A 21,857-nucleotide genomic window follows, 5' to 3' on the forward strand; every position below is an offset into this window, starting at 1 on the left:
CTCCACCGGCATCTATGGTCGAGTTTACGGTACCGGAGGTCGACTACACCCGGTACACGAACCGCCAGTTGGCGGCGATCCCGCTTGCCGTCCTGGTGGTCGCACTCCTCATCATCGCGGGCTGGTACGTGATGACTGGTTCGCCGGTGAACCAGGGTATCGCGTTCACAGGGGGTACCGAAGTCCAAGTCGCTATCGACGGGCCGCAGTCGGCGGCCGAAGAACAGATCAGACAGGCGTTCTCGGCCGAGCCCGAGACCATCCGTTCGGTCCCGGCACAGAACGTCTACGTCATCACCTTCCAATCGGAGGCGGGCTCGGTCGGCGCAGCCGAGTTAGAGCGCCAAGCGCAAGATGCGGGGCTGGATGTCCGGTCCGTCTCGTCGGTGTCTGCGAGCTTCGGCTCTAATACGCAGGTCCTCGCGCTCGGCGGACTCGGCGTCGCTTTCCTCGGAATGAGCGTGCTCGTCTTCGCGATGTTCCGCGTGTTCGTGCCCTCTATCGCAGTCGTCATCTCCGCGTTCTCGGACATCGTTATTCCACTGGCGCTGATGAACGTCCTCGGGATCGAACTCTCGCTTGGGACCGTCGCGGCGCTCCTGATGCTCATCGGGTACTCCGTCGACTCCGACATCCTGCTGAACAACCACATCCTCCGCCGTTCGGGTGACTTCTACGAATCGACGTATCGAGCGATGCGGACCGGTGTGACGATGACGCTGACGTCGATCACGGCGATGATCGTGATGACGATCACGGCGACGCTGTTCGGCATTCAGCTGCTAGCAGCCATCGGGACGGTGCTCGTCTTCGGACTCGCCGCGGACCTGATGAACACGTATCTGCTGAATCTGAGTCTCCTCCGCTGGTACAAGTTCAAGGGGGTGGCCCGCTGATGGTCGACGTACGCGAGAACTGGCGCGTCGCCCTCCTCGTCGTGTTCATCCTGATCGCCGGGTTCGCGCTCCTCTCGCCGACGCTCGCAGCGGACGACGGGACCGCCGGCTCCGACGTCGCGGCCACGAGTAGCGTGACGAACCTTCAGTACGGCCTCGAACTCTCCGGCGGGACGCGTGTGCGGGCGCCGCTCGTCGGCGTCACCGCCGAGGACGTCTCGTTCGGCGCAGACAGCACACGTGCGGTCGAACAGGCCGTGGCCGACGAACTCGAAAACGCCGGCCCCGCCGACGTCATCGCCCGCACGGGCGTGCCGGCGGGACAGCAACAGGCCGCGCAGTCGGAGACGACGTCGACCGTCGAAGTGACGGCCGAGAACGTCACCACTGACGAACTGACAGCTGCACTCGATGCGACCGGCTACGCAACCGAAGAGATGGAGGTTCGCGGCGGAGTCACCGACGCGACCCGGCAGGAAGTCGTCCGCATCCTCCAGAACAAGATCAACGAGGCGGGACTCTCGGGTGGGACCGTCCAGCAGGTCACGACCGCCCAAGGCGAGAACTACGTGCTCGTCGAGGTTCCGAACCAGGACGCCTCGTCGGTCCGCGAACTCGTCAGCGAGCGCGGGACAGTCGTGATCGAAGCGTACTACCCAACCGGAAACGGGAGCTACGCCCGCGACGTCGTGCTACAGCAAGAGGACTTCCAGAGCATCGGTACCGCACAGGAGGGTCGGACCGGCGGCGCGTACGTCCCCGTGACGGTCTCCGAGTCGGTCGCCCCAGAGTTCCAGCAGTCGATGGTCGACACCGGCCTCGCCCAGCAGGGCGGGACGCGGTGTGTCTACCAGCAGGATCGGAACAACACCGAGCCGTGTCTCCTCCTCGTCGTCAACGGCGAGGTGACGAACGCCTTCGGGATGAGTCCGGGCCTCGCAGACAGCCTCCGGAGCGGCGCGTGGGAACAGGACCCCGTCTTCCAACTGCAGACGACGAACGTCTCGGAAGCGCAGGACGTCGCGATCAACCTTCGCGCCGGTGCGCTCCCGGCGCAGCTGGACTTCTCCCAGGACAGCGGTGGGACGGTCTCGTACATCTCACCGAGTCAGGGGGCTGACTTCCGCATCAACTCGCTCATTACCGGAATCATCGCGGTGCTCGCCGTCAGCGGCGTGGTCTTCGTCCGCTACAGCGACGTGCGCGTCGCCGCGCCGATGGTCGTGACCGCGCTCTCGGAGGTGGTGATCCTGCTCGGGTTCGCCGCAGGGATCGGCTACCCGCTGGATCTCTCGGTCATCGCCGGGTTCATCGCCGTCATCGGGACCGGGGTCGACGACCTCATCATCATCGCCGACGAGGTGATGGCCGAAGGCGAGATCAACTCCCGCCGCGTCTTCCAGTCGCGCTTCCGCAAGGCATTCTGGGTGATCGGCGCGGCGGCGGCGACGACGATCATCGCGATGTCGCCGCTGGCGATCCTCTCGCTCGGCGACCTCCAGGGCTTCGCCATCTTCACCATCCTCGGCGTCCTCGTCGGGGTTCTCATCACCCGCCCGGCGTACGGCGACATCCTGCGGTCGCTGACGACGATCGATCGCTGAACGCTATCAGCCCGGCGCAGTACCGCCTTCTCGCAGTTTCGATCCACTGTGTCACGCGTCGCCAGTCGCACGCGCCGTCCGCGTTTCGAAACCGCTTCACCCTGTCGCACCCTCGTTCGTGAGGCAGCCGAGTCTCACCCTACAAGAATAGGCGACTGTTTAAATACGAAACCGGGACAACCGAAGACTGCAGCAGGCGACGACCGACGCCGCGTACATCGGATCAACGACCACGACGACACCTCCACGATGGCAACCGACTCACACCTCCCTGACGTCGACGCCGCGGACGCTGAGCACGACGACCCCGCTGACGACGCCGAGACGGCCTGGCGAATCCGAGCGTACGTCGCCCGCATCGAGGCCTACGACGACGCGCCTGACGAGTGTACGATCTATCCTGAGGACGCCGACGCCGACGAACTCCCGACGACGTGGGTCTCCGCCGAATCGGGGTCGTACGTCTCACTCGAAGCGATGCGATAGCTCTGGATCGAGTACACCCCCGCCGGTCAGAACTCCGAGAGTCCCGACTGCTCCGCAGCGGCAAGCACGTCTGCGGACGTCGACCACGACGCCCGCGCGCAGTCTGGTAGGTCGCCCGTTTCCGCGACGAAGTCCCGCAGGAAGGCCCGCGTCGTCTGGTCGCTCGGATAGCCGCTTCCGATCGGCCCGTAGTCGGCGTACTCGGCGTCGAGAGATTCGATCGCCGCGTCGCGGCGGACTTTCGCGACGACGGAGGCGGCCGCGACGATCGGGTACTCGGCGTCGGCACCGTGTTCGGCGTGGACGTCGACCGTGGTTCCGTCCGGCGTGTCCGCAACCGCATCGCGGACCCGACGCGCGAACCGCGACTCGCTGACGTCGCCGGCGTCAGTAGTGACGGCGTCGCCGTCGCTCGCGACGGCAGCGATCGCTTCAGCGTGCGCCGCGACGGTCAGCGAGTTCATATCCGTCTCGGGGTCGTCGATGCGGTCGGTCGAGACGACGGCAACGCCGACGGCGACGTCCTCGCGGGCGCGAAGCGTCTCGGCGATCGCCGCTCTCGTCGCCGGCGAGAGTCGTTTCGAGTCGTCGACGTCGTCGGGGATCGCGTCGGGTGGCGCGCGCACGGCCGCGGCGACCATCGGGCCGAGCACGGGGCCTTTACCGGCCTCGTCGCTGCCGATCGCGACCGCGTCACCGCCGGGAGTCAGACCTGCGGGCGACATCACTCAGTCGTCCGCGTCGTCGGCTCCGTTGCTGGACGCCTCAGCTTCCGGTTCGTCGGTGTCGGCCGCCTCGTCGCCCGCGGTCTCCTCGCGGAGGTACGCCTCGTCCTCGAACGCCTCGTCCTCGCCGTAGACGCCGACGACGTCGAGCGCGGTCACCTCGGCGTCGACGCCGAGCAGACCCGCGAGGCTGGGGTTCGTCCGGCCCTCGTCGCCGGAGACGAGTTCCTTGATGTAGAGGCCGCCCGCGCCGTGGATCTCGACCGTCGCGTGGGTGTCGTCGTCGAGTTCGCCGCTCGTCTCGTAGACCTCGCGCGTCCGGGTCAGGCTCGCCCGGCGGTGGTCCACGCGGTGGGGCGTGTACTGCTCGATCGTCGCACCTTCGAGCTCCTCGAGTGCGGCCGCCAGGTCGTCGGCGTCGACCGCGTCGCCGAACTCGACGTCGGCCCGGTAGCGCTTGGACGCGTCCAGGCCCTTGACGCGTTCGACCATCTCGTAGTCGGCCAGTCGGAGCCCCTCGACCTCGACGCGACCCTCTGCGAAGGCGTTGATGTCGCCCTCCAGACGGTCGGTGTCGACGTGGCGACGACGGGGCTCCATTACCTCGATGACGAACGGTCGGCCGGTGCCGAGCATCCGCGCGTCGACGTCCTCGCGGCCGGCGCCGTGGAACTTCGCGTCGGTGCCGTCCATCACGTCGCGCACGACCGGAGCCGTGAGGCCCTCGACGCTGTCCTGATAGAGGTAGCCCGTGCCGTCGCACTTCTCGCAGGGCTGTTTGCCGACGTAGCCGGAGCCGTCGCAGGCGTTACACGGCCACTCGGTCTGGGGGATGTCGCGTTCGAGTTTCCGGTAGCGGCCGTAGACGAACGCCGAGTGGACGTCGACCTCGACGCGGTCGGCTTCCAGATCCAGCGTGAACTGCACGTCCGGCCGCCCGAAGTCGACCGCCGTGTCGGTGAGCCGGCCCACGCGCTTGCCCACTTCGCGGTTGAACTCCGATTTGAACAGTTCGCCGGCGTCCTCGTCGAGCCCAGCGCCCTCGCGGAAGAACAGTTCGTTCTCCTCGACGAGCGGCGGCGTGCGCGTGCCGACCTGATAGGTGTCGAATTCGACGTCCTCGACGGCGGCCGCACAGCGCTCGGCCCACTCGTCGAACTCGTCACACAGGCCTTCACACACCCAGCAGTCGGCGGTGTCGACCGGTTCGTAGGGTTCGTCGTCGTCCAGTGCGGCGGCGATACGGAGGCTCGACCCCCGTTCGTCGTTCGTCAGCCCGTGGCTCCGATCGGCGAAGACCCGGCCCAGGCAGGCGTCACAGACCGGTTCCTGCGCATCGAGCGCGCGGGCGTCGGCGAGAATGCTCATAGGCGTAGAAAAGCCGGCTATCGCTTCTGTCTTGTCCTTTCGGCGCTGGGACGGTCCCCCCGCTGACGCCCGACAGTTTCGGGCTCGTCAGACGGCATTCGGACTCCTCAGAAGGCGCCTGCAACGCCCGCGACGCGCAACAACCACCAGACGGTGACAGCCGCGCCCGCCCCAACCGCGAGCATGGCGACGAAGACGGCGGTCCCGAGCGCGATCACGACGCGTCTGTCTCGCGCCTCGCCGCGGGGATCGGCCAGTCGCGCTTCGAGCAGGCGGACGTTCCGGTCGTTCGCCCGCCAGAGCACGTCGAAGGCGTCGCCGACGAGCGGGACCGAGCCGAAAACGGCGTCGACGAGGAGGTACAGACACATCCGGGCGAGCGTCGCTCGGGGAGCCCCGAGTGCCGCCGCCTCCGCAACCACGTACGCCGAAGCGGCCGTCGTCGGTGCGTCGCCGACGACCGGAAGAAGTCCCAGGAGCGGGTCGAGACCGATCCTGAGGTTCGTGCCGGGGATTTCGATCGCGCTGTCGAGCAGACGGCTGAGTCGGCGTAGGCGCGCGAGTCGGTCGGCGGTTGCAGGGTCGACATCGCTCTCGATGCCGGCCGCGGGACTGACGATCTCGGCGTCAGCGGCGGATGAGCGGTTCGACGATTCCACAACGAGACGATGACCGGCGACGGCCATCGTTGTTTCGGCGACGAGCGTTGCGGAACGGGAAACGTAGGCCGAATCCGCTGTCCTTAGGGCCGCTCGGGGGGAGAGGACAAGTGAATGGAAGCCGCGATCGAGATACGCGACCTGCGAAAATCCTACGGCGACGTACAGGCGCTCGACGGCGTCGACCTCACCGTCCCAGAGGGGTCGTTCTTCGGGCTGCTCGGACCGAACGGCGCGGGCAAGACGACGTTCATCAACATCCTCGTCGGCCTCGTCCGTAAGACGGGCGGCGAGGCGCGCGTGTTCGGCCACGGCGTCGAAGACGATTACCGCGAAGCGCGCGATCACATCGGGCTCGCGCCCCAGGAGTTCAACGTCGATCGCTTCTTCCCGATCCGGGAAGTGCTCGAACACAAAGCCGGCTATCACGGCGTGCCGGCCGGGGAAGCCGGCGACCGCGCCGACGAAGTCCTGAAGCGCGTCGGCATCTACGACAAACGCGACACGCGCTTCGATTGGCTCTCGGGCGGGATGAAGCGTCGGTTTATGCTCGCGCGAGCGCTCATCACCGATCCCGATCTGCTCATCCTCGACGAGCCGACCGCCGGCGTCGACGTCCAGCTCCGCCACGAGCTCTGGGAGACGATCGTCGACCTGAACCAGCAGGGGACGACGATCCTGCTCACGACGCACTACATCGAGGAGGCCGAACGGCTCTGTGACGAGGTCGCCATCCTCGATTCCGGACGCGTCGTCGACGTCGCCAGCCCCGAGGAACTGATGGACCGCGGGACCGACGACATCGCCGTGGAACTGCGGCACGCACCGACTGCCGTCCCCGACTTCACGGCAGTCGACGAGCGGGTCGAGAACGTCGACCTCGACGGCACACGACTCGTCGTCACCGCACACCAAGGCGGGCTCGTCGCACCGGAGGTCGTCCGGTGTCTCGACGAGCAGGGCCACGAGATCGTCGACTTAGAGATCCAGCGGACGTCGCTCGAAGAAGTCTTCGTCGAGATGACCAGACAAGGCGAGGGCCGCGCGACCGCGGAGGTGTCGCAATGAGCATCGACACGACGGGGTTCGTCTCGCTGCTGCGCCGCGAGGTCCTCCGGTTCGTCCGCCGCCCGCGGAACACGTTCGTCCCCCCGTTCATCACCAACGTGCTGTACTTCTCGGTGTTCGGCGTCATCCTCGGCGAACGCATCGATCAGATCGCCGGCGTCCCGTACATTCTCTTTATTCTCCCCGGCCTGGTCGTCCTCGGCGCGATCTCGAACGCCTTCGAGAACGCCTCGTTCACGATCTTTCACGGGCGCTGGAACCGATACATCGAGGAGGTGCTGACCTCGCCGCTCTCGTATCGGACGATGGTCAGCGCGTACGTGCTGGCCGCGGCGATCCGGGGTGCGATCGTCGGCGTGCTCATCGCCCTCATCGGTGCGTTCTTCACCTCCGTCGGGGTGGCACGTCCGCTGTATCTCGTCGCGTTCGCAGTCGTCATTACACTGCTTTTCGCCGGGTTCGGCGTCGCCGGCGGCCTCTGGGCCGACGACTTCGACGACCTGACGATGCTGAATCAGTTCATTCTGCGGCCGCTCGTCTTCTTCGGCGGCGTCTTCTACTCGCTGAACGAGTTGCCGGCGACGGTCCAACAGGTGTCGCTCCTGAATCCGATGATCTACATGGTCAACGGCGTGCGGTTCGGCTTCCTCGGCGTCAGCGAAGTCGACCCGAACGCGTCGCTCGCCGTGCTCGGCACGCTCACCCTCGGCGTCATCGTGGCCGACATCGCGCTCTTCCGGCGCGGCTACGGCCTGACCGACTGATACTGTCGACTGTGGCTGTCGTGAGATATCGCAGCATTTGCAACTGATTGCGCACCCGACCGAACGCGGTCGCGATCGGTGCGTGGGGACGTACAAAGGCGACGGTAGTTACAGTCTCAAATCGGGTCTCGCTGTTCGCCACGGATCAGGGCCCCTTTGTCGTCGAGGACAGCCCACAGTATGGACACGCTAGCGACGACCGTCGATTCCCGGTAGTCGCCCTACACGTGAGTGAAATCTGACTTTTCGTTTCAAGAATCGCTTTACGGAGCCTCGGATATGGTTCCCACGCAGTATGAATAGAGATTCATCCGCGGCGTCGGCGAAGGCGCTATTCGTCGTCGCCATCGTCGCGGCCGTCCTGGTGAGTTCGGTACTCGCCCCCGTTGCCTACGACTATACGACGTCCACGCAGTCCGAGGGAACGGTGTCGGTGATCACGATCTCCGGCACCATCTCCGCCTCGACGGTGGACGGCATTTCTGAAGACCTCCGAAATGCACGGACGAACGATTCCATCGAAGCGGTCGTTCTCAAAGTGGATAGCGGTGGCGGCTACGTCGCTCCCAGCGAGCGACTGTACCTCGAAGTGTTACGAACAGCAGAACAGATGCCCGTGGTCGCCTCGGTGCAGGGCGTCGGCGCATCCGGCGCGTACTACGGGATGCTCCCGACCGACGAGATTTTCGTCCTCTCCTCGACAGAGGTCGGTAGCGTCGGCGTGGTCAGTTCCGGCGGCAGCGTCCCCCTCCCCGAGTCGGTCATCCGGACCGGCCCCGACAAGGCGCAACCGACGGCCGACGAGCGTCGACAGACCGTCGAGTCGCTCAAACGGCAGTTCGTCGGGCGCGTGATGCAACACCGCGGCGACACCATCACGCTCTCCCGCGAGGAGGTCGCGTACGCGAAGACCTACCTCGGACCGAAAGCCGTAGAGAACGGCTACGCCGACCAGATCGGCGCGTTGCCGACGGCGATCGACCACGCGGCCGAGATGGCCGGGCTAGAGAACTACGACGTGACGAGACAGGAGCCTCCGCAGTCGCTGGGACTGGTCCTGCTGACCTCACAAACGGACAACGGAACGATGATCTACAAACGGAGTGCGCAGACGAACGGACTCGTCCCCGTCACGCGGCCGTTGATGGTGGACGAAATCGCCCCCTACAATCCGGAGGTGAACGCCAATGGAAGCGCGTGACCTCACCGGACCCGCCGTCGCGTTCGTCGTCGTCGTCGCGCTCATTGTCGGTGGCGCGGCGGTGCTTCCGCTCGTCTCGGGCGGCGACACCCCGGAGGTGTCGAACCTCGCGCAACAGCAGGCCGACCTCGACGCGGTCCGCGTGGCCGCCGCCGACGAGACCGGTGAGATCACGATGGACAGCGACGCCACCGGAAAGACGGTTCTCGTCGACAAGGCACACAGAAACGAGTTCTCCGACGAAAAGCTCTCGACGCTCGTGAACACGCTCGTCGAGAACGGTCACGAAGTCCGATTCGTGACGCAAGAGCAGGCCCGCGGCTCCGCGTGGAACGAATCGCTCCGGAGCGCGGACGCACTGCTGGTCGCGAACCCCACGCAGGCGTACACACCCGAACAGCTCGCCGGCGTCCGCGCGTTCAACGACGCGGGCGGCCGCGTCCTGTTACTCTCGGATCCCGCGTCTTCGTCTGGGTCCATACTCAGCATCCTCGGGCTCGGAGTCGGGCCCCAGCAACCATCGAGCGGCGGTCCCGGCCTGAGTTCGACGTTCGGCGTCGCCGGGCACTCGGGGTACCTGTTCAATATGCACGAGTACCAGCACAACTTCAAGAGCATCTACGCGACCGCCGGAAGCGGATCGCTCTCGGAGGACGTCGACCGCGTCGTGTTCCGCGGGTCGGTCGCCGTCTCGACCGACGGCGGGCAGCGCGCGCTGACGGCGATCGAGCAGACGAAGCTCTCAACGACCCGCCGCGCCGACACATACGCGGTCGCGGTGCAGTCCGGTGACGTGGCAATGGTCGGGGACACCGACTTTCTCGCACCGACAGACGCGTACACCGCCGACAACGACGTGTTCGTCGGCAACCTGGCCGACTTCCTCGTGAGCGGACAGAAGACGGGCAACGCGCCAGCACCGCCGTCGACGGGCTCGGAGAACGGCACAGGACCGACGCTGCCGATGCCGACACTCTGAGGCGGGCGCGCGGACCCGATTTTTCAGAACGGACGACTCTTGGTGTTCGAGCGGGGAGAACGCCTATGCGACAGTTTCTGATCGTCGGACACGACGCGCCGACGACGCCCGAGTTCTCGCTCGACGACCTCGCCGGCGGCGCGGGACGGCTCGACGTCCTCTGTCGCTGCGTCAACAGCGCGTTCTTCCTCTCGCACTCGATCCGCGACGACGTGCGCGTGCACCTGGTCCTCGGCGACGAGTTCACCGTCCGGTTCGAGGGGAGCGACCTGCACCGCCTCAATCCCGACGAGCGGAGCACCGCGGCGCTGATCCGCACGGCGCTCGAGCACCGCGAGGACGCCATCGGGCATATGCCCGCCGAGAGCACGCCGGGCGTGTCGATCCGGCGGATGGGCTTCGAGGCGACGCTCGAAGACGTCGCCCGCGACGCAACGGTCGTCGAGCTCCACGAGGACGGCGATCCCGTCGCCGACGTCGAACCGCCTAGCGATCCGCTGTTCGTACTCTCGGATCACCACGATTTCACCGAGCGCGAGGCGTCGCTACTGGCCGATGCGGCCGACGAGCGCGTCCGCCTCGGTCCCGAGGTGTTGCACGCCGATCACGCGATCACGGTCGCGCACAACTATCTCGACACCGACGGCTACACCACGTACTGACGGGATGGACAGAGAGTACGGGAGGAACGGATGAACGGAAATCGGCCGGAACGCGGCCAAGGCGACGAGAAGCAGGGTCGACGGACGACCACAGCGCCCGCGGTCGACGACCGGTTTCGCGTGCCGCTCCGTGGCGTCGCTGTCGACGCCGAGACGCGGTGCGCCCACTGGGACAGCGCCGTCGACGTCGTCGCCCTCCGATTCGGGTGCTGTGAGACGTTCTCACCGTGTTACACGTGTCACGCCGAAACTGCCGACCACGACCCCGAGCCGTGGCCTCGGGAGCGCTTCGACGAACCGGCCGTCCTGTGTGGCGTCTGCGGGGCGACGCTGTCGGCGCGGACGTACCTCGACGGCGACGATGCGTGCCCACGCTGCGGAGCGGCGTTCAATCCCGGGTGTCGTCGTCACCGCGACCAGTACTTCGAACAGTGACCGCCCGGGTGGGTGCAGGCGGGGTGTCACAGGGGCATTCGCGTTCGGTTCGGAAGCGTTAAAAGAACGAACGGCAACTATTCGTGTGCGGGCCGGTGGGGTAGCTTGGTATCCTTCGGCCTTCGGGTGGCCGTAACCGCAGTTCGAATCTGCGCCGGCCCACTTCTCCCGCATTTCACACTACTGCGAGCGAAGCGGGCAGTCTGAAACGCGGGCGGAAGTCGTCAAGCAGATTCGAGCAGGGAAGTCGCAGCGCGAACACAGTGAGCGACCGTCTTCCCGTGTTCGACATCTGCGCCGGCCCACTTCTCCCGCATCTTTCCCGGCGAGCGATATGTAGCGAACACGATTCGATGGGACGCTGTCGAGCGCTGCCGAGGACACCGACCAAGTGGCTAGTGAGAATGTTTATTGGTACCAACACACAATAAAGTAATCTTATGGCCGACGACCAGGAGGGGCAATCGAAAAGCGGAGAGACAGCGGACGCAGACGAGACTCCGTGGCTCGCGGACGATCAGTTCTACCGCGCGCTCGCCTCCACGCGGCGGCGCCGCCTGTTGTCGTTCGTGATCGAGCACTCCGACAGTACCGTCGACGAACTCGCGACCGTGCTCGCCGGGTGGGAGACGACGGAGACAGGCGCGATGGCGACCGTCGGGGACCACGATCGAATCGCCCTCGAACTGGTACACAGTCACCTCCCGCTGCTCGAAGATCTCGGCCTCGTAGAATACGACGCCGACACCGGAGTCGTGCGCGCCGAGGACGTCGATGCCGCCGTCGAAGACCTGATCACGAGGAGCATCGAGGCCGAGCAGCCGTCGCAGTCCTAATGCTCGATGCGATCCTCGAAGCGACAGCACACCCACGAAAGCAGTTCGTCGTCTACCGGGGCGCCGAGGAGACGGACCTCGAATCCTGGTTCGCGCGCCACAGCGTCGACGTGACGCATCGAGTGCTCCCGCCCGGTGGGCCTGCCCCTTTTCTCGCCATCAGAGAGGACGGCAAATTTACCGGCGTGCTCCCGGTCGAGAGCGTGGAGGGACTGCTCGAGCCGCCGATCGTCCGGCCGGGGGATCGAAGCGGCGTCTCGGCGGGGTATCGCGCGCTGTTCGAGGTACTCGACGAGACGACGTTCGCGACGATGGAGCGCAGCGAACTCCTGGCCGTCTCACGAGAGATCGAGGATCGCGCCCTCCGCGTCGGGCGCGGGACGCTCCGCGTGAGCTTTCAGCAGCTGTCCGCGCTCGAACCACAGGCGGCGATCTATCGGTACCTCGCGCGGGAGACGGCCCTCGAGATTCACGTCCACGGGGTCGAAGACTGGACGCCGCCGGCGATCGACGGCGTGACTTATCACGGCGACGACGATTCCGAACTCGACCAGTACTGGACGCTCGCGTTCGACGGCGGTGGCGACGACACACAAGCCTGCGCACTCCTCGCACGGGAGGAGTCAGACGGGTACCGAGGCTGTTGGACGAACGATCCAGAACGGGTTCAGGAGGTCCTTTCGGCGCTCAGAGCGCGCGGCACGTGAACACGGCGCGTGCAGTGATGAGAAGCTCCCGAGACAGAGGCTCAGCCCGCAATCAACGGCGTGTCGTCGCCGTAGACGCGCTCCGCAAAGAGCAGGCTGACCAGCGCGAAGATGAGGAGGGCGTACGCACCCGCGGCGATTAAGGCGTCCTGCACCGTCGCGTACTCGCCGGTCCGAAAGATGATGGCTTTCCGGACCATCGCGATGACGCCGGTGTAGATGACCAGTTGCACGATCCGACGCGTCTGGTTCTCTTCGACGTACGCCAGGACCGTCTGATACACCTCGACAATGATCAAGAGCAGGAGCCCCGTGTCGATGAAGCCGATAACGACGAGCGGGTCCGTAATATTGCCGTTCTGGACGGCGTCGACGATCTGGAGCATCAGATCGACCACGCCGATGGCAAAGAGGACGGCGAACACCGTCGCGGCAACCATCTCGACGCCGTGGACGAAGCGGTTGAGTGCGACGGAGTAGCGCTCGGCCGAAAACCGAGAGTCCTCGGTGTCGGTCCGGCTGGTCTCGGAGTCATCGTCGCTGCTCATCGTCGCTGGCGGCCCTCCATCGTCAGAGACGCAGTTCGCTTCACGTCCGAGAGTGTCCGTTGCCGCCCTATAATTTTCAGGATATGATAGCAATCAAGTAACTGTTATTTCGGTGGGAGAGCACGCTGCAGAGTGAGTTGTTGTGCCCCGCACCTCACAGCAGGGCCGCGACGATCACCGCACTGTTCCACACCGTGACGACGAAGCCCAGCGCGCACAGGCCCAGCGGTACGCCGATGTCGTGTGGCCGCGGAGTGACCCGATACAGCCCGTAGAATCCACAGACGACCGCCACCTTGACCGGGACCAGTAGCAAAATACCATAGGTACTGATGAACCAGGCGGCCACGGGGCTCGCTTCGACGACCGTGTGCATCTGGTACCCGACGAACGTCGTCAGCGAGTCACCGAGGAGGAAGAACACGATCGCTCCCTGCCACCACAGCGGCGTGAGTGACTCTAGCAGTTCGATCGCGGTGTCGGCGTCAGTTCCCATCGTTGCTCCCGTGGGCTATCGTGATCGTTCGGTGCAACGCCTAGCGCCCGCGCACTCGGCAGATTCGTATCCGGGCGCCGACGGCGCCCGTCTGACTGGTCGCGGCGGAGGAGGAATGGGGAAATCGGAGGTAGCGGCGGAATTGCGGGGCGAGTGGCGAGCGGTGAGTCGAGGGCGACGAGATGTGACAGACGTTCGTAAGGTTACGCTGAGTACTGCTAAATGTTTGTACCACTAACATAATTAGGCCTGACTGCCGCCCGAGTCGGCGCTAGAGCGGAGCTCGGAGCGTCACTCAGAGGAGGAGGTACGCAGCGCCGTACGCGACACCCGCCAGCGTGAGCGTCGTCAGGCCGGCGACGGCGCTAACGTATGCCGCATCGACGCGATCGAGCGGTGATCGGTCCGCCGTCCCAGTCGCCTCGGCGTCGGCGCGTCGCAGGCGAGCGCGGGGCGACCGGCCGGCCCAGAGCGCGACGACGACGGCCAGCGGGACGATCGTGAATCCGAGGACGTGTGCGTCCGCGATCGTCGGACGCGGGAGGAGGAACGCGGCCGGGGCGTATCCGACGCCGAGTGCGGCACGGGCGTCGACTGCGCCCCGAAGCCGGACGCCCCCGAGCCGATCGGCGGTCATACGCGAAAACACCGCGAGGCCCGCCCAGACGGTCGCAACCTCCACGAACAGAACGCCGAGGAGATTCAGCGTCGGATCGGCCACGAGGACGACCCGCTCGGTGAGAAGCGGCGGTCCGAGCGGTGAGAGCAGCGGCGGCGGCGCGGCCAGGAAGACGTCGCCGAACGGATGCGTGAGGAAGCCGACGCCGGCAGCGGCCGTCAGTGCCGTCGGCGAGAGCGACGGCGCATCGCGGGCCGGCGCAGCGGCGACGCGACGGCCCACGAGGGCGCCGACGCCGCCGACGACGAGGAGGAAGGCGGCAGCGACGAGCGCCGCAGCCCATCCGTCAGCGGTGTAAAACGTCGCGAGAAGCGTGATAGCGGCGACGACAGCGACGGCGACGGCCGCGACAGCGGGTGTCGAGGTACGCCGGCGAGCGACCGGCGACGGGGACTCGACATCGTTGAGTCCGGTCGAATCGGTCGGCTGTGCGAGATCCGAGGCCGTTTCACGCCGTCGTCGAGCAACGACGACGGCCGCGCCGAAGACCAGCGTCCCGCCGACACCGACGGGGAGCGGGTGGGTGACGACGCGGTGGACGCCGTTGGCGACGCCCCAGAACGCCTCCCAGCCGAGCGGCGTGTCGCCTGCGACGGCGGCCGCGTAGGTCGCAACCGCGTAGACGACGTCGAGGTCCGGCAGCAGCGCCGCGAGTGCGGCGACGGCGCCGAGCCATAACGACGCGCGCTCGTCGCCGCCGAGACGGTGGGCTCCCCAGCCAGCGAGTGCGAACGCCAGGAACTCGTGGCCGACGAACATCGTGTAGGTTCGCCCTACCCGCGGGACGGAATAGGTCTTCGGATGTATCGGTATCGGCCGAGTACATCGACCGTAAGTGGGGGGCGAGGGGTCCTCACGGCCACACGGACTTTTGTCGTCGAGGACCGAACACAGAGTGTGAACGCGACTGCGATCGACCACGTCAAGCTCCACATTCCCGACGAGGGAATCGAGACCGCGCTCGGGTTCTACCGCGACGCGCTCGGCTTCGGTATCGACGGGATGGACCTGTACGAATCGGGGGCAAAGCCGTTCTTCTCGGTACGGCTCGCACCCGGCGCAGTGATCCATCTCCAGCCCAGCGACGAGTTCGAGGAACCGACGAAGGCCGCGTACGATCACGTCGCGATCCGCGTCGACGAGACGATCGACGGGATCGAAGCGACGCTCGACGACGCCGGAGTCGAGATCGATCGACGGCTGGACCCCCTGGGCGCGACCGGCGTCGCCCCGGCCGTCTACGTCACGGATCCGTTCGGGTATCGGATCGAGTTGAAAGCCGAGCGGGAGTAGCCGACGCGGGAGCGTAGCCCCCCACCGAGCGGTTTCACACCGAACGGTTTTTCTCGCCGCTCGTGCTTGCCACACGCAGTCGATGCCTCCCAAGGCCCCCTCCGATAGCGCTCTCACGGGACAGCGCGCCGGTGCCGCGCTCGCGGTCGTCGGCGTCGTCCTCTTCGTCTCCTCGCTCGTCGTCGGTGCCGCGCTCGCGCCCAACGTCGGTGCCGCCGGCGACGGCGAGACGCGGCAGACGCTCGTCGGCTCGCAGGGCGGCGGCCCGGGACTCCACGAGAAGGGTTCGGTCTACCTGCTCGAGGGCCGCCAGACCGTCTGGCGGGCCGGCGAGACTGACAGCTACTTCGACGTCACGATGCTGGCGAACGGCAGCGTGATGGCCGGGTTTATGCACAGCGGCTACGACGACTGCGGCCCCTACGAGTCGCCGTGCACCCACACCGGCTTCCGGATCATCGATCCGAACGCCGACAGCGGGGCCGACCCCGAAATCCAGTACGAGTACTCCTTCCCGGTCCGCAGCCGGGCGAACAGCGAGGTCCACGACGTCGAGCGCCTCGACTCGGGCGAGTTCCTCGTCACCGATATGGAGTACGAGCGGATCTTCACGGTGAAAGACGGCGAGATCACCTGGCAGTGGAACGCGAGTTCGCGGTACGACGCGCCCGCCGATCCCACGAAGACCGACTGGCTCCACATCAACGACGTCGACGTCATCTCCGAGGACCGGTATCTCGTCTCCGTCCGCAACGCCCACCAACTGGTGATCGTCGAGCGCGGCGAGGGCGTCGTCGAAGTGATCAACGAAGGCGACGGCGACACCACGCAGGGCGATCCGACGCTCCTCCGCCAGCAACACAATCCGCAGTGGCTGGGCAACGGGAGCGTCCTCGTCGCCGACAGCCACAACGACCGCATCGTCGAACTCACGCGCGGCGAGAACGGCGAGTGGACGGCCGCGTGGTCCATCTACGCCGCCGAGGGCGTCAACTTCAACTGGCCGCGGGACGCCGATCGCCTCCCCAACGGCAACACGCTGATCACGGACTCGCTGAACCAGCGCGTCGTCGAAGTGAACCGGACGGGCGCGACCGTCTGGAGTTACGAGACGCCGCAGGTGCCCTACGAGGCCGAACGGCTGCCGGCGGGCGAGACAGTCGGGGCAGCGTCTTACTCCGACGCAGACGGGGACGGGCCGACGACGATCGGAGACGGCCGCAACGTCCCGGTGCTGTCGTTCCTCCTGATGATCTTCCAGACCGGGCTGCAGACACCGTTCTGGTTCACCGAGGTTCACGTCGCGATCACGCTCGTCTCGCTCGGCTGCGTCCTCGGCGGTGGCGGACTCGTGCTTCGAGACCGGCTCCGGGGCTGACGAGCGAGCGTACGGAGACGATCCGGTCACGCCGACCCGGCCAATTCTTGGCGATGCGGACTGGAGGATTCGGTATGAGCGAGCGCGACGCCGACTCCGACGACCCTGGGGATGACGCCGAAGAACTGGCCTGGGAGACGACCGGGACCGAGATCGACTACACCTGTCCGGGGTTCGACGTCCGCCGCGACGACGTCGTCTTGCCGAACGGCACCGAGACCGACTTCCACTACGTCGAGGAACCGCAGGCGGTCGTGATCCTCCCGTTCACGCCCGACGGCGAGGTCGTCCTGATCGAGGAGTGGCGGCAGGCCGTCGGGCGGGTCAACCGCGGGCTCCCGGCTGGGAGCGCCGAACCCGACGACGACGACGATCTCGACGCGGTCGCGCGGCGCGAACTCACAGAAGAGACCGGCTACGAGGCAGGATCGCTCCGGCAGTTGTTCACGATCGAGCCCGCGAACGGGCTGTTGAACAGCGTCCACCACTTCTATCTCGCCCGTGATTGCGAGCCGACGGCCGAGCAGGACCTCGATTTCAACGAGAGCATCCGCGTTTCGCTCGCGGCGTACGACGACCTCCTGTCGGACGTGCTCGACGGGGAGATACGTGACGGTCGTACCGTCACCGGGATCACGCGCTACGAACTCGCAGACCGCTGGCAGTGAGCGTCACAGACCGCTGGCAGTGATCGACGCCGCGGTCGACCCGCATCCGTGAGACGAAGGATTTTGACGCCGCAGCACGTAGTAGACGTGTGTCCTCCGAACTGAACACCGTCGACGGTGCGGACGATCCAACGTCGACCGACGCCGCCCGCGACGCGCTCCGCGCGCTCACCGTCGCGATCCTCCTCGCGGTCGTCGGCATCGCCGCCGGTGCGCTCCTCGTCGTCTCCGCGGCAGTCGTCCTCGGTCTCGCCGGCGTCGCTGTGACGCCGCTTTTGAGTATTGTTCTCTCGCTAGCGCTCGCGACCGGCGTGGGCTTCGGCGGCGTCGCGCTCGGCTACCTCCGGTATCGCGGTCGCGGGCTCGATTACGTCGGCCTCACCGTCCCGTCGCTGCGCGACGTGGCGCTCGTCGTCGGCGGCTACGTCGGCTCACTCGCGCTGTTGATCGTCGCGTCGGTGATCATCTCGGCGATCGGGGCCGAAGCAGCGCCGAACACCGCCGCCGAAGTCGGAATGGAGAACCCCGAGATCCTCCTGCTGCTCGTTCCCGCGTCGTTTCTCCTGATCGGCCCGGGCGAGGAACTGCTCTACCGGGGCGTCGTCCAGAACCGGCTGAGCGAAGCGCTGCCAGCGCCCGCCGCGATCGTCCTCGCGAGCCTGATCTTCGCGTCGATCCACTTCTTCTCGCTGTCGGGCGCGCCGCAGGCACGGCTCGTCAGCATTTCCGTTCTGGTCCTGCCGACGCTCGTGTTCGGGACGATGTACGAACTCACGAAGAACCTCGTCGTGCCGGCACTGATTCACGGCGCGTACAACGCGACGCTGTTCTCGTTGCTCTATCTCACGCTGCAGTACGCGGGGTCTGAGCAGCTCCCGCAGACGCTCGCCGCGCCGGTTCTGGCGCTGGTGTGAGCTACCGGCCCATCCTCCGGCCGGACGCCACTACACGAGCGTCCAGCCGAAGTACAGTCCGCCGAGAATCAGCGCGGCGCCGACGACGCGAACGAGCTGTCGCCATCGCGTCGGCACGCCACCGTCGGCGTCGGTCCCCGCAGCGTCGCCAGAGCCCTCTCGTGGGCCGTCTTCGCCGTACCGGCCGTGTCGGTCCTGCGGGAGCCGTCCGGCAGTCTGCACCCGCACGATCGTCTCTGGTGCGACGACGAACAGGAGACCGAGCGCGACGCCGAGGACGGCCGCGGCGAGCGTCCGGACGTCGACCATCAGTTACGAAGTCGCTCGACGCGCTTCTCGATCGGCGGGTGAGTCGCGAACAGGCGGGCGAGCCCGCGTTCCTCGCCGAAGATGCAGAGTGCGTTCACCTGCTCGTCGACCGCGGACTCGTTGCGCCGCTGGTTCCCACGGTCGATCTTCTCTAGGGCGCGCGCGAGCGGTTCGCCGCCGCCGATGGCGTCGGCGGCGTCGCTGTCGGCGACGTACTCGCGGTACCGCGAGATGGCGAAGACGAAGAGCATCACCAGCATCTGGGTGATCTGGCCGACGACGATGGCGAGGAAGAAGTCCGCGATGTCGTTGTCACCGGTGAGGAGGACGGCCCACTGGGCGACGATGGCGACGATGGAGGCGACGCCCTGGCCGAGCACCATCATGACGACATCGCGATTGCGGATGTGCGCGAGTTCGTGTGCGAGCACGCCCTCGACCTCGTCGGGACCGAGTTGGGAGACGAGTTCCTGGGAGACGACGACCGTCCCCGCGCCTTTCCGGCCGACGGCGAAGGCGTTCGGGACGCCCATCCGCGCGATCATCAGCCGGGGCTTCTCGATCCCCATCGAGCGCGAGAGCGACTCGACGCGCCGGTGGATCTCGGGATAGCGGTCTTCGGGGAGATCCTCCGCGCCGACCGTCCGCAGCGCCATCCATTTGCCGACTTTGTACTGGACGCCGACGAAGGCGACGCTGCCGAGCAGGACGAGCCAGAGGGGAAATCCGAACACGCCCATCACGACGACCGCCGCGACGGCGTAGAATGCGAACAGGATCGAGCCGACGATCGCCATTCGCGCTTTCAGTCCGAGGTGACGCATACGGGGATGCGTTGTCTACACGGACACAAATACTCGGTGGTCGCCCGCGTCCTGGGGAAGTGATCCCCAGACTATCGTAGCGTTTGCAACTGAGTACACAGCTAATCGCACGACCGCGTGCGATTAGGTGAGTGAAGACGTGCAAACGCTTCGATAGGGCAAATCCGACGATACTTACCAGCCGGCGGCCGACGTTCCGCTATGCGCGATCACTTCGAGCTCCGCGACGGGGACGCCGCCGGCCGGATCGGCGAGCTATCGGTCCCCCGGGCGGGGGTGACAGTCGAGACGCCGGCGTTGATGCCGGTTGTCAACCCAAATATCCGAACTATCTCTCCCGCACGGCTCGAATCGGACTTCGGTGCGGAGATCCTGATCACGAACTCCTACATCATCCACAAGAACGAGGACCTCCACGAGGCGGCCCTCGACGTGGGGCTCCACGAACTACTCGGCTTCGACGGCGCGATCGTCACCGACTCGGGGTCGTTCCAGCTCGCCGAGTACGGCGACATCGAGGTGACGACCCGCGAGATCCTCGAATTCCAGCGCGAGATCGGCTCCGACATCGGGACGCCGGTCGACATCCCGACGCCGCCGGACGTCTCCCGCGAGCAAGCCGAGCGCGAGCTGGGGCTCACCGAGGAGGCGCTGGCGGACGCCGAGGGCGTCGACACCGGCGAGATGCTCGTGAACGCCCCCGTGCAGGGGTCCACGTACCCAGACCTCCGCGAGGAGGCGGGGCGCCACGCCTACGCGACCGACCTCGACGTCTTCCCCGTCGGCGCGGTGGTTCCGCTGATGAACAACTACCGCTACGCCGATATGATCGACGCCGTCGCCGCCGCCAAACGCGGCCTCGGCCGCGACGCGCCCGTCCACCTGTTCGGCGCGGGACACCCGATGATGTTCGCGCTGGCGGTCGCCGCGGGCTGTGACCTCTTCGACTCCGCCGCCTACGCCATCTACGCCCGCGACGACCGCTATCTGACGGTCCGCGGGACCGAACAACTCGACGACCTCGAGTACTTCCCCTGCTCGTGTGCGGTCTGTTCGGCGCACGACCCCGACGAACTCCGCGCGTACGACGACGAGGAGCGCGAGCGCCTGCTGGCGGAGCACAACCTCCACGTGTCCTTCTCGGAGATCCGGCGCGTCAAGCAGGCCATTCGTTCGGGCAACCTGCTCGAACTGGTCGAGTCGCGCGCACGCGGACATCCGGCGATGCTCGACGGCTACCGCGCGCTCTTGGATCACGCCGAGCAACTCGAACGCGAGGACCCCATCTCGAAGGGGTCGTTCTTCTATCTCTCAGCGGAGTCGGCGCGGCGGCCCGAGGTGCGTCGGCACCACGAGCGTATCGGACGACTCGACGCCGGCGAGACGGTCCTGCTCACGCAGGGCGGCAAGCCCTCGGGCGACACCTACGACGCCGCCTGGCGCGTGGTGCCGCCGTTCGGCCCGTTCCCGCGCGCGCTCTCGGAGACGTACCCGTTCACCGCCGAAGTCCCCGAGCGGACGGACCGGAGCGCGTACGAAGCGGCGGCGGAGGGCGTCTCACGGCTCGTCGCCGCGAACCCGGAGACGACCTTCGTGCTGGCGCACGACGACTGGCCGGCGTCGGCGCTCGCACGCGTGCCGGAACGCGTCGAACTGGAGTCGCTGACCGGCGAGTCACGGGCCGAAAACTGAAACCCGCAGTGTCGGCGACGCCGCGTCACTCCTCGCGAGTCGCCGTCGACACGTCGCGCATCCGGTCCGAGAAGTCCCAGGAGTGGAGTCGCTCCGGCGTGATTCGGATCCGAACCTCCTCGCGGTCGGGGGCGAGGAGTCGCCCGGCGAGGTCGTTGTCGGTTCCGCCGAGATAGCGTTCGAGAAGGTGCGTGAGGAGGGCCTTGTCCTCGTCGGGTTCGACCGTAGCCGTCCCGCGACCGCGGACACCCCGGTACGGCGGGTGGTTCGTCGAAATCTCGAAGGCGACGGCGTCGTCGCTACGGAGATACTCGACGACGTCCGCGTTCGCACTCGTCGCACAGCAGAGTTCGGGTCCCGCAGATCGACAGCCGGCGAGGTCGAGAGGTGCGGCGCTGACCTCCGCCAGCTCGTCGGGCGCGTCGTTACCGCCGGCTACTTCGTCGGGCGCGTCGTTACCGCCGGCTACTTCGTCGGGCGCGTCGCTGCCGGTCCAGAGGTACCACAGCGAGAGCATCCAGAGATGGCCCTTAGGCGTGTGACACGCGAGGCGGACGGGCACTCGCGTCGTTCTGAGAAACTCGCCCGCCTCGGCCGCCGACCACGCGCCGGTGACGTGCATATGTGCTCCTATGAAGCCACGGCGCAAAAGTACGCGGGCCGAGT

The 21,857-nt window shown here is 66.7% G+C and carries 25 protein-coding genes and 1 tRNA gene; 17 read left to right on the top strand and 9 right to left on the bottom strand.

Annotated elements, in window-relative coordinates:
• Positions 1-14: 14 nt before the first annotated feature.
• The 3 genes from secF (at position 15) to D3D02_RS03190 (ending at position 2,986) form a co-directional block, all read left to right on the top strand.
• A complete protein-coding gene (gene secF / locus D3D02_RS03180; protein WP_121568538.1) occupies positions 15-896 on the top strand; it encodes a protein translocase subunit SecF in 882 nt (293 codons plus the stop codon).
• Positions 896-2,500, top strand: a complete 1,605-nt coding sequence (locus D3D02_RS03185; RefSeq protein WP_121568539.1) for a preprotein translocase subunit SecD — start codon at positions 896-898, stop codon at positions 2,498-2,500. The genes secF and D3D02_RS03185 overlap by 1 nt, the downstream gene beginning before the upstream one ends.
• 249 nt (positions 2,501-2,749) lie before the next feature.
• Positions 2,750-2,986, top strand: coding sequence for a hypothetical protein (locus D3D02_RS03190; protein ID WP_121568540.1), 237 nt, complete (start codon positions 2,750-2,752; stop codon positions 2,984-2,986).
• Between the two features lie 26 nt (positions 2,987-3,012).
• On the opposite strand, the gene rnhB is transcribed toward D3D02_RS03190, so the two are convergent.
• From rnhB to D3D02_RS03205, 3 genes are all read right to left on the bottom strand, one after another.
• A complete protein-coding gene (gene rnhB, locus D3D02_RS03195; RefSeq protein ID WP_121568541.1) occupies positions 3,013-3,711 on the bottom strand; it encodes a ribonuclease HII in 699 nt (232 codons plus the stop codon).
• Between the two features lie 3 nt (positions 3,712-3,714).
• Positions 3,715-5,079, bottom strand: a complete 1,365-nt coding sequence (locus D3D02_RS03200; RefSeq protein WP_121568542.1) for a tRNA pseudouridine(54/55) synthase Pus10 — start codon at positions 5,077-5,079, stop codon at positions 3,715-3,717.
• 107 nt (positions 5,080-5,186) lie between these two features.
• A complete protein-coding gene (locus D3D02_RS03205; protein WP_233560571.1) occupies positions 5,187-5,738 on the bottom strand; it encodes a DUF4112 domain-containing protein in 552 nt (183 codons plus the stop codon).
• 114 nt (positions 5,739-5,852) lie between these two features.
• Here D3D02_RS03205 and D3D02_RS03210 point away from each other — a divergent pair, with 114 nt between their 5' ends.
• The 9 genes from D3D02_RS03210 to D3D02_RS03250 all read left to right on the top strand — a co-directional run bounded on the left by D3D02_RS03210 (position 5,853) and on the right by D3D02_RS03250 (position 12,390).
• Positions 5,853-6,806 (top strand): ABC transporter ATP-binding protein, encoded by a 954-nt coding sequence (locus D3D02_RS03210; protein WP_121568544.1) that lies wholly within the window; start codon positions 5,853-5,855, stop codon positions 6,804-6,806.
• Complete coding sequence (locus D3D02_RS03215; protein WP_121568545.1) at positions 6,803-7,570, top strand: ABC transporter permease; 768 nt, start codon at positions 6,803-6,805, stop codon at positions 7,568-7,570. Before D3D02_RS03210 ends, D3D02_RS03215 begins: the two co-directional genes overlap by 4 nt.
• A 295-nt stretch (positions 7,571-7,865) precedes the next feature.
• On the top strand, positions 7,866-8,771 hold the full coding sequence (locus D3D02_RS03220; RefSeq protein WP_121568546.1) for a S49 family peptidase: 906 nt from the start codon (positions 7,866-7,868) through the stop codon (positions 8,769-8,771).
• Complete coding sequence (locus D3D02_RS03225; protein ID WP_121568547.1) at positions 8,758-9,750, top strand: hypothetical protein; 993 nt, start codon at positions 8,758-8,760, stop codon at positions 9,748-9,750. Before D3D02_RS03220 ends, D3D02_RS03225 begins: the two co-directional genes overlap by 14 nt.
• Before the next feature lie 65 nt (positions 9,751-9,815).
• Positions 9,816-10,412, top strand: coding sequence for a tRNA (pseudouridine(54)-N(1))-methyltransferase TrmY (gene trmY, locus D3D02_RS03230; RefSeq protein WP_121568548.1), 597 nt, complete (start codon positions 9,816-9,818; stop codon positions 10,410-10,412).
• A 30-nt stretch (positions 10,413-10,442) separates the two neighbouring features.
• Positions 10,443-10,847, top strand: coding sequence for a CHY zinc finger protein (locus tag D3D02_RS03235; protein ID WP_121568549.1), 405 nt, complete (start codon positions 10,443-10,445; stop codon positions 10,845-10,847).
• 89 nt (positions 10,848-10,936) lie between these two features.
• Positions 10,937-11,009: transfer RNA gene (locus tag D3D02_RS03240), tRNA-Pro, on the top strand.
• Between the two features lie 278 nt (positions 11,010-11,287).
• A complete protein-coding gene (locus D3D02_RS03245) occupies positions 11,288-11,683 on the top strand; it encodes an ArsR family transcriptional regulator (protein WP_233560572.1) in 396 nt (131 codons plus the stop codon).
• Positions 11,683-12,390, top strand: coding sequence for a DICT sensory domain-containing protein (locus D3D02_RS03250; protein ID WP_121568550.1), 708 nt, complete (start codon positions 11,683-11,685; stop codon positions 12,388-12,390). The genes D3D02_RS03245 and D3D02_RS03250 overlap by 1 nt, the downstream gene beginning before the upstream one ends.
• Positions 12,391-12,431: 41 nt before the next feature.
• Here the strand turns inward: D3D02_RS03250 and D3D02_RS03255 are convergent, their stop codons facing one another.
• From D3D02_RS03255 to D3D02_RS03265, 3 genes are all read right to left on the bottom strand, one after another.
• A complete protein-coding gene (locus D3D02_RS03255; protein WP_121568551.1) occupies positions 12,432-12,938 on the bottom strand; it encodes a phosphate-starvation-inducible PsiE family protein in 507 nt (168 codons plus the stop codon).
• A 154-nt stretch (positions 12,939-13,092) separates the two neighbouring features.
• Positions 13,093-13,434 carry a hypothetical protein gene (locus D3D02_RS03260; protein ID WP_121568552.1) on the bottom strand — a complete coding sequence of 114 codons (342 nt, stop codon included), beginning with the start codon at positions 13,432-13,434 and terminating at the stop codon, positions 13,093-13,095.
• A 295-nt stretch (positions 13,435-13,729) separates the two neighbouring features.
• Complete coding sequence (locus D3D02_RS03265) at positions 13,730-14,872, bottom strand: metal-dependent hydrolase (protein WP_121568553.1); 1,143 nt, start codon at positions 14,870-14,872, stop codon at positions 13,730-13,732.
• A gap of 138 nt (positions 14,873-15,010) precedes the next feature.
• On the opposite strand from D3D02_RS03265, the gene D3D02_RS03270 reads away from it, so the two are divergent.
• From D3D02_RS03270 to D3D02_RS03285, 4 genes are all read left to right on the top strand, one after another.
• A complete protein-coding gene (locus D3D02_RS03270) occupies positions 15,011-15,406 on the top strand; it encodes a VOC family protein (RefSeq protein WP_121568554.1) in 396 nt (131 codons plus the stop codon).
• Between the two features lie 82 nt (positions 15,407-15,488).
• Positions 15,489-16,784 (top strand): arylsulfotransferase family protein, encoded by a 1,296-nt coding sequence (locus D3D02_RS03275; protein ID WP_121568555.1) that lies wholly within the window; start codon positions 15,489-15,491, stop codon positions 16,782-16,784.
• Between the two features lie 74 nt (positions 16,785-16,858).
• Positions 16,859-17,452 (top strand): NUDIX hydrolase, encoded by a 594-nt coding sequence (locus tag D3D02_RS03280; protein ID WP_121568556.1) that lies wholly within the window; start codon positions 16,859-16,861, stop codon positions 17,450-17,452.
• Between the two features lie 89 nt (positions 17,453-17,541).
• Entirely contained in the window at positions 17,542-18,366 is an 825-nt protein-coding gene (locus tag D3D02_RS03285) for a CPBP family intramembrane glutamic endopeptidase (RefSeq protein ID WP_121568557.1), read from the top strand.
• A gap of 30 nt (positions 18,367-18,396) precedes the next feature.
• Here the strand turns inward: D3D02_RS03285 and D3D02_RS03290 are convergent, their stop codons facing one another.
• Positions 18,397-18,675, bottom strand: coding sequence for a hypothetical protein (locus D3D02_RS03290; protein ID WP_121568558.1), 279 nt, complete (start codon positions 18,673-18,675; stop codon positions 18,397-18,399).
• The gene (locus tag D3D02_RS03295; protein ID WP_121568559.1) at positions 18,675-19,499 is read right to left on the bottom strand and encodes a M48 family metallopeptidase; all 825 of its coding nucleotides are present in this window, start codon (positions 19,497-19,499) and stop codon (positions 18,675-18,677) included. The genes D3D02_RS03290 and D3D02_RS03295 overlap by 1 nt, the downstream gene beginning before the upstream one ends.
• A 201-nt stretch (positions 19,500-19,700) precedes the next feature.
• On the opposite strand from D3D02_RS03295, the gene tgtA reads away from it, so the two are divergent.
• The gene (gene tgtA, locus D3D02_RS03300) at positions 19,701-21,191 is read left to right on the top strand and encodes a tRNA guanosine(15) transglycosylase TgtA (RefSeq protein ID WP_121568560.1); all 1,491 of its coding nucleotides are present in this window, start codon (positions 19,701-19,703) and stop codon (positions 21,189-21,191) included.
• A 25-nt stretch (positions 21,192-21,216) separates the two neighbouring features.
• Here tgtA and D3D02_RS03305 read toward each other — a convergent pair whose 3' ends face one another.
• Positions 21,217-21,813 (bottom strand): pyridoxamine 5'-phosphate oxidase family protein, encoded by a 597-nt coding sequence (locus D3D02_RS03305; RefSeq protein ID WP_121568561.1) that lies wholly within the window; start codon positions 21,811-21,813, stop codon positions 21,217-21,219.
• Positions 21,814-21,857: the final 44 nt, after the last annotated feature.

It is taken from the genome of Halobellus sp. Atlit-38R, from assembly GCF_003665925.1.
Lineage (GTDB): Archaea > Halobacteriota > Halobacteria > Halobacteriales > Haloferacaceae > Haloquadratum > Haloquadratum inordinatus.